At 71.5% G+C, this 16,116-nt stretch carries 12 protein-coding genes and 1 pseudogene; 8 read left to right on the plus strand and 5 right to left on the minus strand.

Annotation, left to right across the window (positions count from 1 at the left end):
* From ABT352_RS00130 to ABT352_RS00150, 5 genes and pseudogenes are all read left to right on the plus strand, one after another.
* A pseudogene (locus tag ABT352_RS00130) lies at positions 1–187 on the plus strand (DUF1772 domain-containing protein); the annotation flags it as partial.
* A gap of 331 nt (positions 188–518) precedes the next feature.
* Entirely contained in the window at positions 519–1,205 is a 687-nt protein-coding gene (locus ABT352_RS00135) for a response regulator transcription factor (RefSeq protein ID WP_350941276.1), read from the plus strand.
* Positions 1,202–2,911, plus strand: coding sequence for a sensor histidine kinase (locus ABT352_RS00140; protein ID WP_350941277.1), 1,710 nt, complete (start codon positions 1,202–1,204; stop codon positions 2,909–2,911). The genes ABT352_RS00135 and ABT352_RS00140 overlap by 4 nt, the downstream gene beginning before the upstream one ends.
* Positions 2,912–3,097: 186 nt before the next feature.
* On the plus strand, positions 3,098–4,237 hold the full coding sequence (locus tag ABT352_RS00145; RefSeq protein WP_350941279.1) for a serine hydrolase domain-containing protein: 1,140 nt from the start codon (positions 3,098–3,100) through the stop codon (positions 4,235–4,237).
* 261 nt (positions 4,238–4,498) lie between these two features.
* Positions 4,499–5,794: a hypothetical protein gene (locus ABT352_RS00150; RefSeq protein ID WP_350941281.1), complete on the plus strand. Its 1,296-nt coding sequence runs from the start codon at positions 4,499–4,501 to the stop codon at positions 5,792–5,794.
* Positions 5,795–6,014: 220 nt separating this feature from the next.
* Here ABT352_RS00150 and ABT352_RS00155 read toward each other — a convergent pair whose 3' ends face one another.
* The 4 genes from ABT352_RS00155 to recD2 all read right to left on the minus strand — a co-directional run bounded on the left by ABT352_RS00155 (position 6,015) and on the right by recD2 (position 10,707).
* On the minus strand, positions 6,015–7,046 hold the full coding sequence (locus tag ABT352_RS00155; RefSeq protein ID WP_350941283.1) for an ABC transporter ATP-binding protein: 1,032 nt from the start codon (positions 7,044–7,046) through the stop codon (positions 6,015–6,017).
* Complete coding sequence (gene modB / locus ABT352_RS00160) at positions 7,043–7,777, minus strand: molybdate ABC transporter permease subunit (RefSeq protein WP_350943511.1); 735 nt, start codon at positions 7,775–7,777, stop codon at positions 7,043–7,045. The genes ABT352_RS00155 and modB overlap by 4 nt, the downstream gene beginning before the upstream one ends.
* Positions 7,778–8,009: 232 nt before the next feature.
* The gene (locus ABT352_RS00165) at positions 8,010–8,417 is read right to left on the minus strand and encodes a TOBE domain-containing protein (RefSeq protein ID WP_350941284.1); all 408 of its coding nucleotides are present in this window, start codon (positions 8,415–8,417) and stop codon (positions 8,010–8,012) included.
* 130 nt (positions 8,418–8,547) lie between these two features.
* Positions 8,548–10,707, minus strand: coding sequence for an SF1B family DNA helicase RecD2 (recD2, locus tag ABT352_RS00170; RefSeq protein ID WP_350941286.1), 2,160 nt, complete (start codon positions 10,705–10,707; stop codon positions 8,548–8,550).
* Between the two features lie 1,200 nt (positions 10,708–11,907).
* Between recD2 and ABT352_RS00175 the strand changes: the two genes are divergently transcribed.
* Positions 11,908–12,378 carry a hypothetical protein gene (locus tag ABT352_RS00175; RefSeq protein WP_350941288.1) on the plus strand — a complete coding sequence of 157 codons (471 nt, stop codon included), beginning with the start codon at positions 11,908–11,910 and terminating at the stop codon, positions 12,376–12,378.
* A 292-nt stretch (positions 12,379–12,670) separates the two neighbouring features.
* Here ABT352_RS00175 and ABT352_RS00180 read toward each other — a convergent pair whose 3' ends face one another.
* Positions 12,671–13,645, minus strand: a complete 975-nt coding sequence (locus ABT352_RS00180; protein ID WP_350941289.1) for a helix-turn-helix transcriptional regulator — start codon at positions 13,643–13,645, stop codon at positions 12,671–12,673.
* A gap of 63 nt (positions 13,646–13,708) precedes the next feature.
* On the opposite strand from ABT352_RS00180, the gene ABT352_RS00185 reads away from it, so the two are divergent.
* On the plus strand, positions 13,709–14,824 hold the full coding sequence (locus ABT352_RS00185) for an epoxide hydrolase family protein (protein ID WP_350941291.1): 1,116 nt from the start codon (positions 13,709–13,711) through the stop codon (positions 14,822–14,824).
* Positions 14,825–15,193: 369 nt separating this feature from the next.
* On the plus strand, positions 15,194–16,105 hold the full coding sequence (locus tag ABT352_RS00190) for a helix-turn-helix domain-containing protein (protein ID WP_350941293.1): 912 nt from the start codon (positions 15,194–15,196) through the stop codon (positions 16,103–16,105).
* Positions 16,106–16,116: the final 11 nt, after the last annotated feature.

A 16,116-nucleotide genomic window follows, 5' to 3' on the forward strand; every position in this document is an offset into this window, starting at 1 on the left:
GGACGCTCCGCACGGGCACGGCCCCGATGTCGTCGGGAAACCCCGCGATCGCTTTGGCGGCACGAGGTTCGAAGCGGCCTGGGTGCGCTGGAACCTCGTCCGCACGCTGGCGTGCGTGGCCGCCTTCGGCTGCCTCACCTGGGCTCTTGTCGTGTACGGGCGCACCGGGCTGCCGAACGGATCGTGACCGGGCGGGTCGATCGGAGGGATGTGCGGCCGAGCAGACGACGGCTCGGGGGCACGACCGGGCGGATGGCGGCCCGGAGATGACCGGGCGGGTCGGTCGGAGGAAGGCGTGGCCGGGTGGACGACGGCCCGGGGGCACGACCGGGCGGTGGTGCCCCGGATTGTGACCGGGACCTGGTGGGGCTGCCCGGTCCGTGTGGACTTCTGCCAGGATGCCGTCTGTCGCCGCCTCCCGCCCCGGAGTGGATCGGCACACCCAGCGGATCGGCACCCCCGGGGAGGCCGGTTCCGCCCCCCGCATCCTGACCACTGACACGCACGGGAGCCCTTCGATGACCGGGTACCGGATCCTCGCCGTCGACGACGACCCCGCGATCCTGCGCTCGTTACGGCGCGGCCTGCGCCTGGAGGGCTTCGGCGTGGAGACCGCGGACTCCGGCGAGCGGGCCCTGGAACTGGCCGAAGGCACAGCGCCCGACGCGATCGTCCTCGACGTCTCGATGCCCGGACTGTCGGGCATCGAGGTGTGCGCCCGCCTGCGGGCGCGCGGAACGGAGGTTCCGGTACTGATGCTGTCGGCGATGGACGAGGTCGCCGACCGGGTGGCGGGGTTGGCCGCGGGAGCCGACGACTACGTCGTCAAGCCTTTCGACCTCGGTGAACTGGTCCTACGGCTGCGTGCCCTGCTGCGCAGGGCCGGGCGGGCGGCCGGCGAGACGGTCAGGGTGGGCCCGCTCACGGTCGACCCGACCGCCCGCCGGGTCACCGTGAGCGGCAGGGAGGTCGAGCTGACCCGCCGGGAGTTCGACCTGCTGGAGGTGCTCGCGTACAACGCGGGGGTCGTACTGTCCAGGTCGGTGCTGCTGGAACGGGTCTGGGGGTACGACTTCGAGGTGACCGGCAACGCCGTGGACACCTTCGTGAGCTACCTGCGGCGCAAGCTGGAGGCCGGGGGTGAGCCGCGCGTGGTGCACACGGTGCGCGGGGTCGGGTTCGTGGTGCGGGACGGGCACCGGTGAGGCTCTCCACCCGGTTCGCGGCCTGCCTGGCCACGCTCGTCCCGCTGCTGGTGCTGCTGGGCGGCCTGCTCGTACTGAACCTGGTCTCCCGCGACCTGCGCGCCGAGCGGGACGAGCAGATGGCGACGCGGGCGCACGCGCTGGCGCCGCTCGCCACCTCGTACTCCTGGCGCGTCCGCATGACCCCCCGCCTACCGCCGGACCTCATCGCGCAACGACTCGCCGGGGCCGCCGCCATGGGGGCCGGCAGCCCCGGCGGGATACGCGTCGAGATACCGGGGAGCACGTCGTTCGACATGGGAGAGGTACCGGCCACGACACCCGCCGTGGCCGGTGAGGGGCCGGCCACCTTCGGCGAAGGCGCGCGGGAATGGCGGTTCGTGGTGTCCGACCTGGGTCCGCGAGGGGGCGCGGGCCGCCTGTGGGTGTTCGAGTCCGAGGAGCACCTCGACCGGCGGCTCGGAGTGCTCCGCAGCCGGTTGGCGCTGGTCACCCTGATCTCGGCGGGGGTGGGCGTCGTCGCCGGTCTCGCTCTCGGCAGGTTCGCGGTGCGTCCCCTGGCGGTACTTCGCGGCCAGGCGCGGGGAATCGGCGCGTCCCCCGTGGGGGAGACACGGCTGGAGACCGCCTCCGGGGTCACCGAGATCGACGAACTGGCCGGCGTGCTCAACGATCTGCTGGACCGGCGTGACGCGGCGGTGACGCGCACCGGCGAGGCGTTGGAGACCGCCCGCGCCTTCGCCGCCACCGTGGCGCACGAGCTGCGGACGCCGCTGACCAGCATGGGCACCAACCTGGAGTTGCTCGGCCACCCCGGACTGGATCCGGTGGAGCGCGCCGAGATCGTCGCCGATCTGAGTGCGGAACACGGCCGGACACAGCGGCTGATCACGATGCTGCGCCGACTGGCGCGCGGCGAGCTGGTCGAGCCCGCGGCCTTCGCCGAGACCGATCTGGCGGAGATCACCGCCGTCGCCGTCGAGGAGGCGCGGCGCCGCCACCCGAGGGCCGCGATCGCCTTCTCCCCCACGGCCGACCTGCCGGTACGGGGATGGGCCGAAGGACTCCGGATGATCGTGGACAACCTCCTCGACAACGCCGCGATCCACGGCACGGATGCCCCGGACCACCCTGACGGTAAGGACAGGGTGGTCCGTCCTGAGGGCGCGGACAGCGCGGACGCCGTGAGCGGCCTGGACAGAGCGAACAACACAGACAGCACAGACCGCACGGACAGCGGCATGGGCAGTGCGAGTGCCAGGGACGGCACAGACCGCACGGACAGCGGCATGGGCGGCACGAGTGCCAAGGACGGCACCGAGGACACCGAGGACACCGAGGACACCGAGGACACCGAGCGTGCCACGATCACGGTGACGCTGTCCGCCGACGGCACGGTCGCCGTACTCGCCGTTCAGGACGCGGGACCGGGGATACCGCTCGCCGAACGCGACTCCGTCTTCACCAGGTTCCACCGCCGACCCGGCAGCCCGGGTTCGGGCCTCGGTCTCACCCTCATCCGCCAGCAGGTGGCTCTGCACGGCGGCACGGTCACGGTGACCGACCCTGAACAGGGCCGCGGAACGCGCGTCGAGGTGCGGCTGCCCGCCTCGTCTCCCCTCTCCCCCCGCTCCCCGACGCGACCCGACGAGCGTCCTCCCGAGGTCGGCTCCTGGCTCACCGAGCCGCGCCGGTCCCCGCCGTAGACCCGCTGAATCTCCGCCGTGGACCGTGCGGGAGATTTGGGATCTCCGCGTAGTCCGTGCCGGAGACCCGCAGTGGGCCGTGCCGAAGTCCCGCAGTGGGCCGTGCCAGAAATCTGCCAAGAAAGTGCGTCATGATCCCCGCCGTACGCGAGCGGCTCACCCCGCCACCGAACCCACGGGGGGAACATGAACATCCATCGCCTGCGAGTACCCGCGATCGCGACGGTCGCCGCACTCACGCTGATCGGCTCGGCGGCTCCGGCCGGAGCCCTGGCCATGACGTCGGCCTCCCTCGCACCGGCCTCGTCGCCGTCCGCGCCGGTCGTCGCCGAGGCCGGTGCCTTCGACCTCGTACGACCATCGGCGAATCCGGTCAGACTGCGGAGCGACCCGAGAAAGCTCTCGGTGACCTACACCTACGAGGGTGACGAGCGCACCCTCGACGACTTCCTCGCGCGCACGAAGACCAACGGCTTCGTCGTCCTGGACGGCCAGAAGATCGTAAACGAGCGCTACGTCGAGGCCGACCGCAACACCCGGTTCCAGTCCTGGTCGATGGCGAAGTCCTTCACGTCGGCCGCGATCGGCATCGCCCTGCAGGAGGGCCACATCCGCTCGATCGACGACCAGGTCACCCGCTACCTTCCCGAACTGCGCGGCTCCGGCTACGACGGGGTGTCCATCCGCAACCTGCTGCGCATGTCGTCGGGGATCGCCTGGGACGAGCGCTCCGACATCCCCAAGGTGCAGATGGCCGTGAAGCGGGGCCGGTCGGTCGAGAAGCTGGCGGCGCGGCAGGTGCGCGGCTGGAAGCCCGGCAGCAGATTCGAGTACACCAGCATGAACTCCTTCGTGCTCGCCGACATCGTCAGCCGCGCCACGGGCACGCCGTACCACCGGTACGTGGAGAAGAAGATCTGGCAGCCCGCCGGCATGGAGTCCACGGCGCGTATCGAGAAGGACGCCACCGGCGACAGCCTCGGCTACTGCTGCTACCACGCCACCGACCGCGACTTCGCCCGGTTCGGCCTGCTCTACCTGCGTGACGGCAAGGCGGCGGGGCGCCAGGTCGTGCCGAGCGCCTGGGTGAAGAAGTCGACCACGCCCTCCGCCTCCTTCAACGCCGGCTACGGGCTGCACTGGTGGCTCGGTGACGGCGGCGAGGGCGACTTCATGGCCGCCGGGTTCGGCGGGCAGTACGTCTACGTCTCGCCCAAGCACGGCGTGGTCGTCGTCAAGTCGACCGTCTCCACCTCGGCCCACGACCAGCGCGAGGCGCTGGTCGCGTTCCGCGCCGTGGCCGCCGAGGTGGCGAAGAGCCGCTGACGACGACCCACCCGCACGGGGGGCGGAAGCCGGATCGGCCGGGGGCCGACCGCGAGGACAGGCCGGGGGACGGCGCGTCCTTCCTGCCTTCCGCCGGAGGCATCGGCATCGGCATCGGCATCGGCATCGGCATCGGAGTTCCGGACCAAAGGTCCGGCATCAAGGTTCCGGAACCGGGCCTCCGACATCGGAGCTCAGGCATCAGGCTCCGGCTTTCCCGTGCCATCGAAAACACCTATCGCAAACAGGGGGACATCTCACATGACCAGCACGAAATCCGGTCCTCGGCGCTCTCTTCGCCTTCGAGGGCTGCTCGCAGCGTTGGGAGTCGGCGCGCTCATCGCCTCTCCGCTCCCACAGGCCGCCGCCGCGACCGCCGCACCGCCGGTGACACCGGACTGCTCCTGGAAACTCCGGGTGAGCGCGGACACCGTCAACGTCTTCTTCCCCGACACCGCGGCGTCGTACTGGGTGCTGCCGTTCACGGTTCAGGACCGTCTGCGGATCAAGCTCTCGGGTGAGTACGCGGACAGCCGGTACACCTCGTTCAACGTGTACAAGGACGGCGGAGGGTCGTTCACGTTCAACGGTGTCGGCTCGTCGCTGCCCGACCACCTCATCGACCCGGACCCGGGCAGTGTCAACCCGTGGCAGCAGCAGGCGGAGCCAGGCGGGCGTTACACGGTGACCGTGAGCTCCGACGCGGCTCCCGGCCAGGTCAACACGCTTCCCCTCGCTCCCGAGGGCACCGCGGAGGGCGCGGACGGCTACGTTCTGCTGAGGGCCTACCTGCCGGCCGACGGCGACTTCTCGCGGGTGCCGCTGCCGTCGGTCACCTTCGAACGCGACGGCGTCTCCACGCCGGTACCCCGGTGTGAGAGCACCGACACACCCACGCAGGCGCAGATGGAGGCGCTCGAAGGACTCCGCATGGACCCGCCGCTCGCCGAGCCGGAGCCGATGAGGTTCGCCCGCGTGAAACTCGACACGCGGCGCGTCGGCGGCTTCCCGAACGCGGACGCCGCCTACCTCAGCGCGACCGTCCCCCCACCGGCCGACCGCGAGGTCGTCGTCGTCCGGGGCAAGGCGCCGCGCGCCTCCGCCGGTTCCCACCCCTCGCCGTGGCCGGGGACGGACAAGGACGTGCGCTACTGGTCCATGTGCACGAACCTCACCTTCCCGCTGCTTCCCGTGGTGGTGAACAACCTGCCGAACGGGACGGTCAGCTACGGGTGCCGCAGCGACGACGAGACCGCGCTGGACTCCACCGGCCACTACACGTACGTGATCGGCAGGGAGTCGCAGCGCGCGGCGATCGAGAGGATTCCGGGGGTGACCTTCCTGCCGTTCTCCACGACGCAGCCGAGGGCCGCGCACACCGTCCTGCTCCGCAACATGGTGGTGGACGAGAACTTCGCCGAGGCCGTCCAGAACGTCCCCGAGGACGGTGACCCGGCCTCCGCCGCCGCCGTGATGGGCCCGTACCACCCGAAGGTCTCGGTCTGCTCGCTCGCCGACCTGGCCACGGGCGGCCCGCGGAACTGCCCGCCGGTCTAGGCGTCCGCCGCCCGCCGGTCCAAGCGTCCGCCGGGGCGAGTCCCGTCAAGGGGGCGGGGATTCGCGCCGGCGGACAGGGGCGTGTGCGGCGAGCACGGGCCGGTTCTCTCTCGCCTTCGCTCGCCGCGGCCCCACGCCCGCCCGGCCGCCCGGCTCTCGGCTACCCACCCGGCTCTCGGGGCGCACGGCCGCAACGGCCGCACGGCCGCACGGCTGCCGATCACGATGGGTAGGCGTGGGTCTCGGTGGCCTTGACCGACGCCCAGATCCGCTGCCCGGGAGTGAGGTCGAGATCCGCGACGGCGGCGGGGGTGACGTCCGCGGAGGCGGTGATGGGTCCCTCCAGGTGGATGCGGACGCATGAGCCGTGCCGTTCGATACCCTCGATCGTGGCCTCCCAGAGATTGCGCGGGGTGCCGTCGGGACGGGTCCGGTAGAGCGCGACCGCGCCGGGCCGGAAGGCGACGAACGCGGGGCCCTCCAGGTTCTCGGCGACGCTGAAACGCACCTCACCGACGGTGACCTGCCGTTCGGCGGCGAGTCCCCGGTAGAGGTTGAGGCCGACCAGACGGGCGACGTAGTCGGTGCGCGGGCGGCGGGCGACCTCGGCGGGGGCGCCGCGCTGCACGACGGCGCCGTTCTCGATGACGACCAGCTGGTCGGCGAGCACCATGGCGTCCAGCGGATCGTGGGTGACCAGGACGGTCGCGCCCTCGAAGTCGGCCAGGTGGCGGCGGAGCCGGGAGCGGATCTCCAGGCGGGTGTGGGCGTCGAGGGCGGCCAGTGGTTCGTCCAGCAGCAGCAGGCGGGGGCCGACGGCGAGGGCACGGGCCAGTGCGACGCGCTGGGCCTGACCGCCCGACAGCTGCCGGGGTTTCGCCGCGGCGTACCCGGCCAGGCCGACGCGTTCCAGCCAGGCGGCGGCACCGCGCCGCGCCTCCGCTCTGGAGGCGCCGCGGCAACGAGGTCCGAAGGCGACGTTGTCCAGGACGGACAGGTGTGGGAAGAGCAGGTAGTCCTGGAAGACCATGCCGATCGGGCGACGTTCGGACGCCAGGGGATGCAGCGCCTCGCCGTCCAGGAGGATCCGCCCGCCGGACAGGGCGGTGAGCCCGGCCAGCGCGCGCAGCGCGGTGGTCTTGCCCGCGCCGTTGGGACCGAGCAGTGCGACGACCTGACCGGCCGCGACCTCCAGTTCGATGTCCAGGCGGAAGCGGGGGCGGGTGACGACGAGATGGGCGTCGAGGGTCACGGGCCGCTCACCCACCGGTCGCGCAGGCCGGCCAGGATGATCACCGAGACGGCGAGCAAGACGAGGCTGAGCACGATCGCGGCCTCGGGTTCGGTCTCCAGGGCGAGGTACACGGCCAGCGGCATGGTCTGGGTCCGGCCGGGGAAGTTGCCGGCGAAGGTGATGGTGGCCCCGAACTCGCCCAGCGCGCGGGCCCAGCACAGCACGGCTCCCGCGACGATGCCCGGGACGATCAGGGGCAGGGTGACACGGCGGAAGATCACCCAGCGGGAGGCGCCCAGCGTCGCGGCGGCCTCCTCGAACCGCAGGTCGGCGGCGCGCAGCGCACCCTCGACGCTGATGACCAGGAACGGCATGGCGACGAACGTCTCGGCGACGACGACCCCGGCCGTGGTGAACGGCAGGGTGATGCCGAAGGTGGAGTCCAGCCACTGACCGACCAGGCCGCGCCGTCCCAGGACGAGCAGCAGGGCGACCCCGCCGACCACCGGGGGCAGCACGAGGGGGACGGTGACCAGCGCCCGTACCAGACGACGGCCGGGGAAGTCGACCCGGGCCAGCAGCCACGCCAGCGGCACGCCGAGCAGCAGGCACACCAGCGTGGCCACGGTCGCGCTCACCAGCGACAGGCGCAGTGCCTCCAGCACCCGCGGCTCGCCCAGCCTCTCCAGCAGGGTGGACCAGGGGGCGCGCGTCAGCAGCCCGACCAGCGGCAGCGTCAGGAAGACCATGCCCGCCACGGCCGGCAGCACCAGCACCCAGGGCAGACGGCCCGCCACCCCGCCGTCGCGCACCCCACCGGACGCACCGCCCGCACCACCGTTGGCCGGACCGCCGCGTACCCCACCGGGAAGGTCTCCCGGCACGCCGCCGGACGGACCGTTTGGAACGGCGTCGGGGCCACCCGCTACCCCGTCGGCCGGGCCACCCGTTACGCCGTCGGACGGACCACTCACGGCGCCGTCAACCCGTCGTACGGGCGTGGTCGGCGATCTCCACGACCACGTTGGTGGACTTGATCACGGCGACGGCCGTCACGCCCACCGCCAGGCCCAGCTCGTCGGCGGCCTGGCGGCTCATCAACGACACCACCCGGTACGGTCCCGCGGCGATCTCCACCTGGGCCATCACCGCGTCCCTGATCACTTCGGTCACGATCCCGCGAAAGCGGTTTCTGGCCGAGGAGTGCCCCGTGCCCTCCTCGGACTCGATCCGGGCACGTGCGAACGCCGCCAGATCGACCCCCTCCACCATCCGGTGGCCGTGCTCGTCCCGCCGGGCCACGAGCCGTCCGGCGTCCACCCACCGGCGGACGGTGTCGGGGCTCACTCCCAGCAGCGCGGCGGCCTCGCTGATCCGAAACGTCGTCACGAGCAATCACCATACCTTCGCATATTCCTACCTAGGACCCACTCCCCCATGGCATTCGCGCCGAGATTCGTCCTCCCGCCGTGGTGCGAGGCATCGGGCCGCAGTAGGTCCTCGGGTAGGCCCTCGAAGGTCAGTCGGGGGCGATCTCGTAGTGGAGGCCCGCGCCGAGGCTCAGCGCGAGCCTGCGGGCGAGGCCCGTGTTGCGGCGGTGGTCCAGCCGATTGACGGCCATCTCCAGGGCCTTGCGCTCGCCGACGACGACCACCCACGACCGTGCCCGGGTGAGCAGGGTGTAGAGCAGCTTGCGGCGCAGCATGACGCCCCCGGACTCGGTGACGAGCGGCGCGACCACGAAGGGATACTCGCTGCCCTGGGAACGGTGGACGCTGATGGCGTACGTGTGGGTCAGCTCGTCGAGCTCGCCGAAGCCGTACTTCACGGTCTGCCCGTCGTCGGTGCGGATCTCGACGACCCTCTCCTCGGGGGTGATGGCGGTGACCGTACCGGTGTCGCCGTTGAAGACGCCCTTGTCGTAGTTGTTGCGGATCGGCATGACACGGTCGCCGACCCGGAAGGCGGAGGCGCCCGACCAGTGTTCGGCGACCCCCTCACGAGCGGGGTTGAGCCGTTCCTGGATCATCCTGCCGAGTTCGGCCGTCCCCGTCAGGCCCCTGCGCATCGGGCACAGGACCTGGACCTGGTCCGGGCTCACCCCCTGCTTGCGGGGGATCGCCACCGTCGCCAGGTGCAGCACCCGCTCGGCGACCTGCTCGGGGTCGTCGACCTCCTCGAACCAGAAGCCTCCCCCGCCGGGAGTCGCGGGCACCTCGCCCGCCCTCACCCGGCGGGCGGCCCGGATGATCCCGCTGCCTTCCGCCTGGCGGAAGACGCGGGTCAGGCGCATCCGCGCGATCGTCTCGACGCGCAGCAGGTCGGCGAGCACGCTGCCGGGGGCGATGCTGGGAAGCTGGTCGCTGTCGCCCACGATCAACAGGTGGCTGCCGGGCGATATGGCCGCGGTGAGGCGGGTGGCCAGGCTCAGGTCCAGCATGGACGCCTCGTCGACCACGATCAGGTCGGCCTGCGCGGGCGTCTGCTCGAACAGCGTGCCGCTGTCGGGATCCGGCTGGTGGGCCAGCATCCGGTGCACGGTCATGGCGGGCAGGCCGGTGAGTTCCGACAGGCGCTTGGCCGCCTTGCCGGTCGGCGCGGTGAGGGTCACCGTGCCGCCCATCGCCCGCACGGTCGCCGCGATGGTCTTGACGGTGTGGCTCTTCCCGCAGCCCGGACCGCCGGTGAGGACGGAGACGGTACTGGTGAGCGCCATGTTCACCGCCGCCCGCTGGTCCTCGTCCAGCCCGGGATCCTCCTGGAAGGTGCGCATGGGCAGCGTCGAGGGAGCCTCCCAGAGCCTGGTCAGCTGGTCGGCGAGCGTGACCTCACGGCTGTGGGTCTCCTTCAGATAGACCACGGCCGTCGCCTGGCCGTCGGGCGACGCCTCGACGACCACGCGTCGGTCGGCGACGAGTGCGTCGACCATCCGCGCGACGAGGTCGTGGTCCTGCTCGACGAGCTCCGCGGACTGGGCGACCAGCGCGATCAGGCGTACGTAGCAGTGTCCGTCGCGGCTCGCCGCCGTCTCCAGCCTGTCCAGGATCGCCGCCTTGACCCGCTGCGGGCTGTCCTCCGCGACCCCGGAGCGCAGCGCGATCCTGTCCGCCGTGGCGAAGGCGATGCCCCTCACCTTGCCGATGAGCCGGTACGGGTCGGAGGTGAGCACCTCTCCCGAGTCGGCCCCGAAGACCTGGTATATCTTCGCCGCGAGCAGCGGGCTGATCCCGAAACCCTGCAGGACCACCATGAGCTCGGCGATCGCCTTCTGCTCCTGCCACGCGTCGGCGATCTGGGCCTGCCGGGCGGGGCCGATGTTGACGACCTCGGTGAGCCGTCCCGGCTCGGTGTCGATGACCGTCAGCGTCGCCTCGCCGAAGTGGCTCACGATGGCGTGGGCGAGCCTCGGCCCGATGCCGCGGATCAGGCCGGAGCCCAGATAGATGCGGATGGCCCGGACCGTGGCCGGAACCAGCCGCTCGCACGCGACGACCTCGAAGCGCCTGCCGTACCGCGGGTGGTCGCCCCAGTCACCGACGAGCCTGAGCGTCTCCCCCGGCTGGACCCCGCCAAGGGCCCGGCCGGAGGCGACGAAGCCGGGCATGCCCTCGGCGCTCATCCGCGCGATCGTGTACTCGTCCTCGCGGACGTACACCAGTTGCTCGACAGATGCCTCCACGGCAGAAAACAACCCCCGTACCGGCTCACCTCATCCTTCGCACATCAGACCAGCTCACCCGGTGTCCCCACAAGCCGTCGCCACCCGCCCGCACCCCGGGCCGCCGTCGTGGCGGGCTGGGGTGGTGACGGGCGACGACGGGCGGTGCCGGGCACGCCGGGACCGCTGGATGTGACGTACGAATCGCCGGCGCGGGCGAGCCACCGACGGAGGTGAGGGCCGGACCGCTACGCGCCAGGCTCACATGGTGCCCGCCGATGGAGGTGCCCCCCGAACGACCAGCGATCCGTCAGCTACCGATGGGCCTGGGTCCCGGCCCGGGAGGCAGCGGAGCCGGGTACGGAGGCCGCCCCGGTCCGGGGGGCAGCGGAGCCGGGTACGGAGGCCGCACGCCCGGATACGGAGGCCGCCAACCCGGGTAGCCGCTCGGGTACGGAGGCCACCCGGGATAGGGAGGCCGCCAACCCGGGTAGCCGCTCGGGTACGGAGGGCGCCAGCCCGGGTAGGGAGGCCGCCAACCCGGGTAGGGAGGGCGCCAGCCCGGGTAGGGAGGCGGGTATCCGACCGGATATCCGCCGGGGTAACCCCCCGGATACCCACTCGGGTAACCCGACACGGGCACGCAGTCGTACTGCGGGCACGGCGTGGTGAAGCACTGCTTGGGCGAGGGGACACAGACGCGACCCGGACCGCAGTTGATCCCCGCGCACGGCGATCCCGGAAGGCACGTACCGGACGTCTGCGCGGCGGCGACCGACCGGGCCGCCGAAGCGGCCGGCGCCACCTCCGCCCAGGCCTTGGTCGCGATGGCGGGTGATCCGGCCGCCGCGACCGCGACCAGGATCGGGATCAGTTTTCGAAGCATTTTTCCCCCAGATGTCATGATCGGTTATGACTCTCCGACGATGCTGACACCGGCCTTACCTGCTAACGGCAAACTGGATCCCAGCAAGTCGGATGGCTTGTCGGGAGTCGGATCTCGACGCTGTCGCACCGATGGAAATCCAGTGGTTTCACCCTTTTTCCGCACTCGTCGGTCCGGGGTGAGGTCCACTCACAGGCATGAACGGAGGCCGACGTCACCCCGAACCGACGCCACGGGCGATCAGGCCTCCTCAGGAATCGGGTGGCCCGCACCCCTTGACGTTAACTTGAAGCATCGAAGCGATTACTCACAGTGATTACGGTGCATGAGGTCACATGCCAATCAACCCTCAGCACCAACGGGAGCACCCCATGCACACCCGCACCACTGCGACGGCGCTGGCCGCGTTCGGCCTTCTCGCCACCCTGACCACCGTCGGCGCCACCGCCACCACCGCCGTCGCCGCCACCGCCCCGGCCCCCTGCGCGCAGGAGCAGCTCGCGCTGATGAACGCCGAGGACGCCCTCACCGACGTCGACGCCCTACCGGAGGTCAAGGCCGCTCACGCCGCCCTGATGAAGGCCGGTGCCGCCGCGAACATCGACCAGCTCTCCCAGAAGGTGGCCCTGCAGCAGCTCGGGGTCAAGGCTCCGGCGCTGGACCCCACCGCGAGGAAGATGGTGGAGGCATACAACGCCGCCGGAGCCAAGTACGTGCAGGTGCGCGACGCCGCGCTCATGAAGATCGCGCCGAAGCGTCAGGACTCCAGGGACACGCTCAAGAAGTGCCTCGTCGCCCACTCGTGAACCCGGCACTCGTGAACCCGACCGAGTGAACCCGAGCGAGTGAAACGGACCGGGTGAACCCGAGCGAGTGAACCCGACCGGGTGAAACGGACCGGAGTCCCCGAGGCCGCGACCGGGGCGACACGCCCCCGGCGATCGGGGACTCCGACCGGATCCGCGCGGAAGGCGGCGTTCGACGACGGCCCGACAACGGCCCGACGACGACTCGACGCGGAAGGCCGCGCTCGACGACGACCGCCCGGCGGTTTCCGAAGGCGGTTCCTCAAAAGACGTCACCCCTCCGCAAAAGACCTCACCCCTCCGCGTGGACCGGCGTGGAGCGGGCGTAGCGAGCCGCGAGGGCCCGCATGTGCTCGACGAGCTCCGGGGGCTCGGTGACCTCGAAGTCCAGATCGAGCATGCCGAGATACACGGCGATCACGTGCAGGCTGTCCGCGCCGGTGTTCAGCACGCAGGTGTGCTCGTCCACGGCCTCCACCACGCCGACCGCGGGGTTGACGCGCTCGGTCACGACGTCGGCGGGCGCGTGGACGACGACCCGTGCCCGGTGGCGCCAGGCCGCCGCCGAGACCCCGCGCGCGACGTACGCGGCCGCGCCGCCCTCCGGCGGATCGCGGGGCGGAAAGCGCGGGCCGGTGGGGGTGCGCGGTTCGACGCGATCCATCCGGAAGGTGCGCCAGTCCTGACGGTCGACGTCCCAGGCGACGAGATACCAGCGGCGTCCCCACGCCACGAGCCGATGCGGTTCGACGATCCGTACACTGGCCGACCCGTCGTGGGCGCGGTAGTCGAACCGTACCCGTTCCCCGTCGCGGCAGGCGGCGGCGAGCACGGTCAGCACCTCGGGGTCGACCACCGGGCCCGGACTGTCCGCGGGCACGGGTTCGACGTAGGTCTGCAACGCGTTGACCCGGTGGCGCAACCGGGAGGGGAGCACCTGCTCAAGCTTGGCGAGGGCTCGCACCGACGTCTCCTCGATGCCGGCGACGGTGCCTCCGGCTGCGGTCCGCAGACCGACCGCCACCGCGACCACCTCCTCGTCGTCGAGCAGGAGCGGCGGCATGACGGTCCCCGCGCCCAGGCGGTAGCCCCCGTCGGTGCCCCGCGTCGCGTTCACGGGATATCCGAGCTCGCGCAGCCGGTCGACGTCACGGCGCACGGTCCGCTCGCTCACGCCCAGCCGATCGGCGAGGGTCGCGCCGGGCCAGTCCTTCCTGGCCTGCAACAACGACAGCAGGCGCAGCAACCGCGCCGAGGTTTCCAACATGTCCCCAACCCTGCCAGGACTTCAGGACAGAAGCTGACCGGAAGGGTCCGTAGTGTTCCGATCATGAGCGAAAACGCCGAGATCAAGCCCTTCCGCATCGACGTCCCGCAGGCCAGGCTGGACGACCTCCACGAGCGGCTCGACCGTACCCTCTGGCCCGACGAGTTGCCGGGCGCCGGCTGGGACTACGGCGTCCCCGTGGAATACGTGCGGAACCTGGCCGAATACTGGCGCCACGAGTACGACTGGCGGGCCCACGAGGCCGAGATCAACCGACACCCGCAGTTCACCACCGAGATCGACGGGCAGAACATCCACTTCCTGCACATCCGCTCGCGACACGAGAACGCCCTGCCGCTGATCCTCACGCACGGCTGGCCCGGCTCGATCGTGGAGTACCTGAAGCTCATCGAGCCGCTCACCGACCCCGAGGACCCGGCGCGGGCGTTCCACCTGGTCATCCCCTCGCTGCCCGGCTTCGGCCTCTCCGGTCCGACCAGGGAGAAGGGCTGGAACCGGTACCGCATCGCCGGGGCGTGGGCGGAGCTGATGCGGCGACTCGGCTACGACCGCTACGGCGCCGTCGGCAACGACGGCGGCTCGCTCATCTCCCCCGAGGTCGGGCGGATCGACCCCGAACACGTCGTCGGCGTGCACGTCACCCAGCTCTTCTCCTTCCCCTCCGGCGATCCGGCCGAGTTCGAGAGGATCACCCCGGAGGACCAGAAGGCCCTGGAGGTGCTGCAGAAGTTCTACGACACCAAGATGTCGTTCAACACCCTGCACTCGCAGCAGCCGCAGACCCTGTCATACGCGATCTTCGACTCGCCCGCCGGGCTGCTCGGCTGGAACTCGCAGCTGTTCGGCGACAGCGCCGACGTCGACGCCGACTTCGTCCTGACCAACACGATGCTCTACTGGCTGACCGGCACCGCGACGTCGGCCACCCGGCTCTACTACGAGGACGCGCGCGCCGAACACCCCACCGAGCCCACGAAGACGCCGACCGGCCTCGCGATGTTCGACGGTGACTTCGTGTCCATGCGCACGTTCGCCGAGCGCGACCACACGAACATCGTGCACTGGAAGTCGTACGACCGCGGCGGCCACTACGCCGCTCACATCGTGCCCGACGTGCTCGCCGAAGACCTGCGCACCTTCTACGACGGCCTGCGCTGACCCCCTGACCACCGCCGGGCACCTCGCCGTGGCGGCGCCGTCGCCGGCTTCCGCGAGCGGCCCGATCGGGGAAGCCGCCGGCGGCCGAGCAGGCGGACCCGCAGATGAATCAGCGGGCGGACCGGCAGGTGGACCGGCGGATGGATCAGCGGGTGAACCGGCGGCGGACCGGCACCGGCTGCGGGCTCCTCCCAGCCGGTGCCCCCGACCGGAAGCGACGCTCACGGGCTTTCGTCGAAGCGAAGAACCGAGTCGTCGAAGGGGGGACGCTCTCATCCTGGGGGCCGGGGCTCGCGCGAACCAGACCCCGCCGATCCCTACCCCGGCGGGGTGAGGCGCGGATCGCCGGCCGCGCGCATACTCGGTTGCATGAACAAGCACGGCCATCTCGCCGACTTCCTGCAGACACGCCGGGGCCAGCTGCGGCCGGAGGACGTCGGGCTGCGGACCTACGGCGAGCGGCGCCGGGTTCCCGGGCTGCGGCGGGAGGAGCTCGCGATGCTCGCGGGCATCAGCGCGCCCTACTACACGCGCCTGGAGCAGGGCCAGTCACACAACGCCTCGCGCGAGGTGCTCGACGCCATAGCGAACGCTCTGCGGCTTGACGATGCCGAGCGTGCCCACCTGCACGCCCTGGCCCGCGCACCGAGACGGGGCGGACTCTCGGGCCGGCCGCGTACCGAACGCGTCACCCCGGCGACCGCCGCTCTGCTGGCGGCCCTCGGGAGCACACCCGCCATCGTGATCGGCCGCCGCAGCGATGTCCTGGCCTGGAACCGCGAGGGCCACGGGCTGTTCGCCGGTCATCTCGACCGGGACGGCCCGAACGTCCCCGGCCGGCGGCCGAACATGGCCAGGCTGGTGTTCCTCGACGCGCACACCCGTGACCTGTACGCCGACTGGCCCGCCAAGGCCAGGGCCGTGGTGGGCAACCTGCGCCTGACGGCCGGGAGACATCCGGACGATCCGCTGCTGGCCGAGCTGATCGGCGAGCTGACCATGCGCAGTCCCGAGTTCGCCGTGATGTGGGCCGACCACCGGGTCCTGGCCTGTGATGTCGCCGACTACGAGATGCGCCACCCCCTGGTCGGGACGTTGACGGTCACCCAGCAGACGCTGCAGAGCCCGCAGGGGAACGGCCCGGCCCTGGTGGTGGCCACGGCCGCCCCCGGCTCCCCCTCGGCGACGGCTCTGACCCTGCTCTCCCAGGCCATCGCACCGCGAGAGGCGACACAGGAAGCAAACCGGCCGCGCATCGGCGCGGAGAGCCGTACCACCTGACCCGAGCCCCT

Origin of the sequence: Streptosporangium sp. NPDC000563, assembly GCF_040299985.1 — a bacterium.
Lineage (GTDB): Bacteria > Actinomycetota > Actinomycetes > Streptosporangiales > Streptosporangiaceae > Streptosporangium.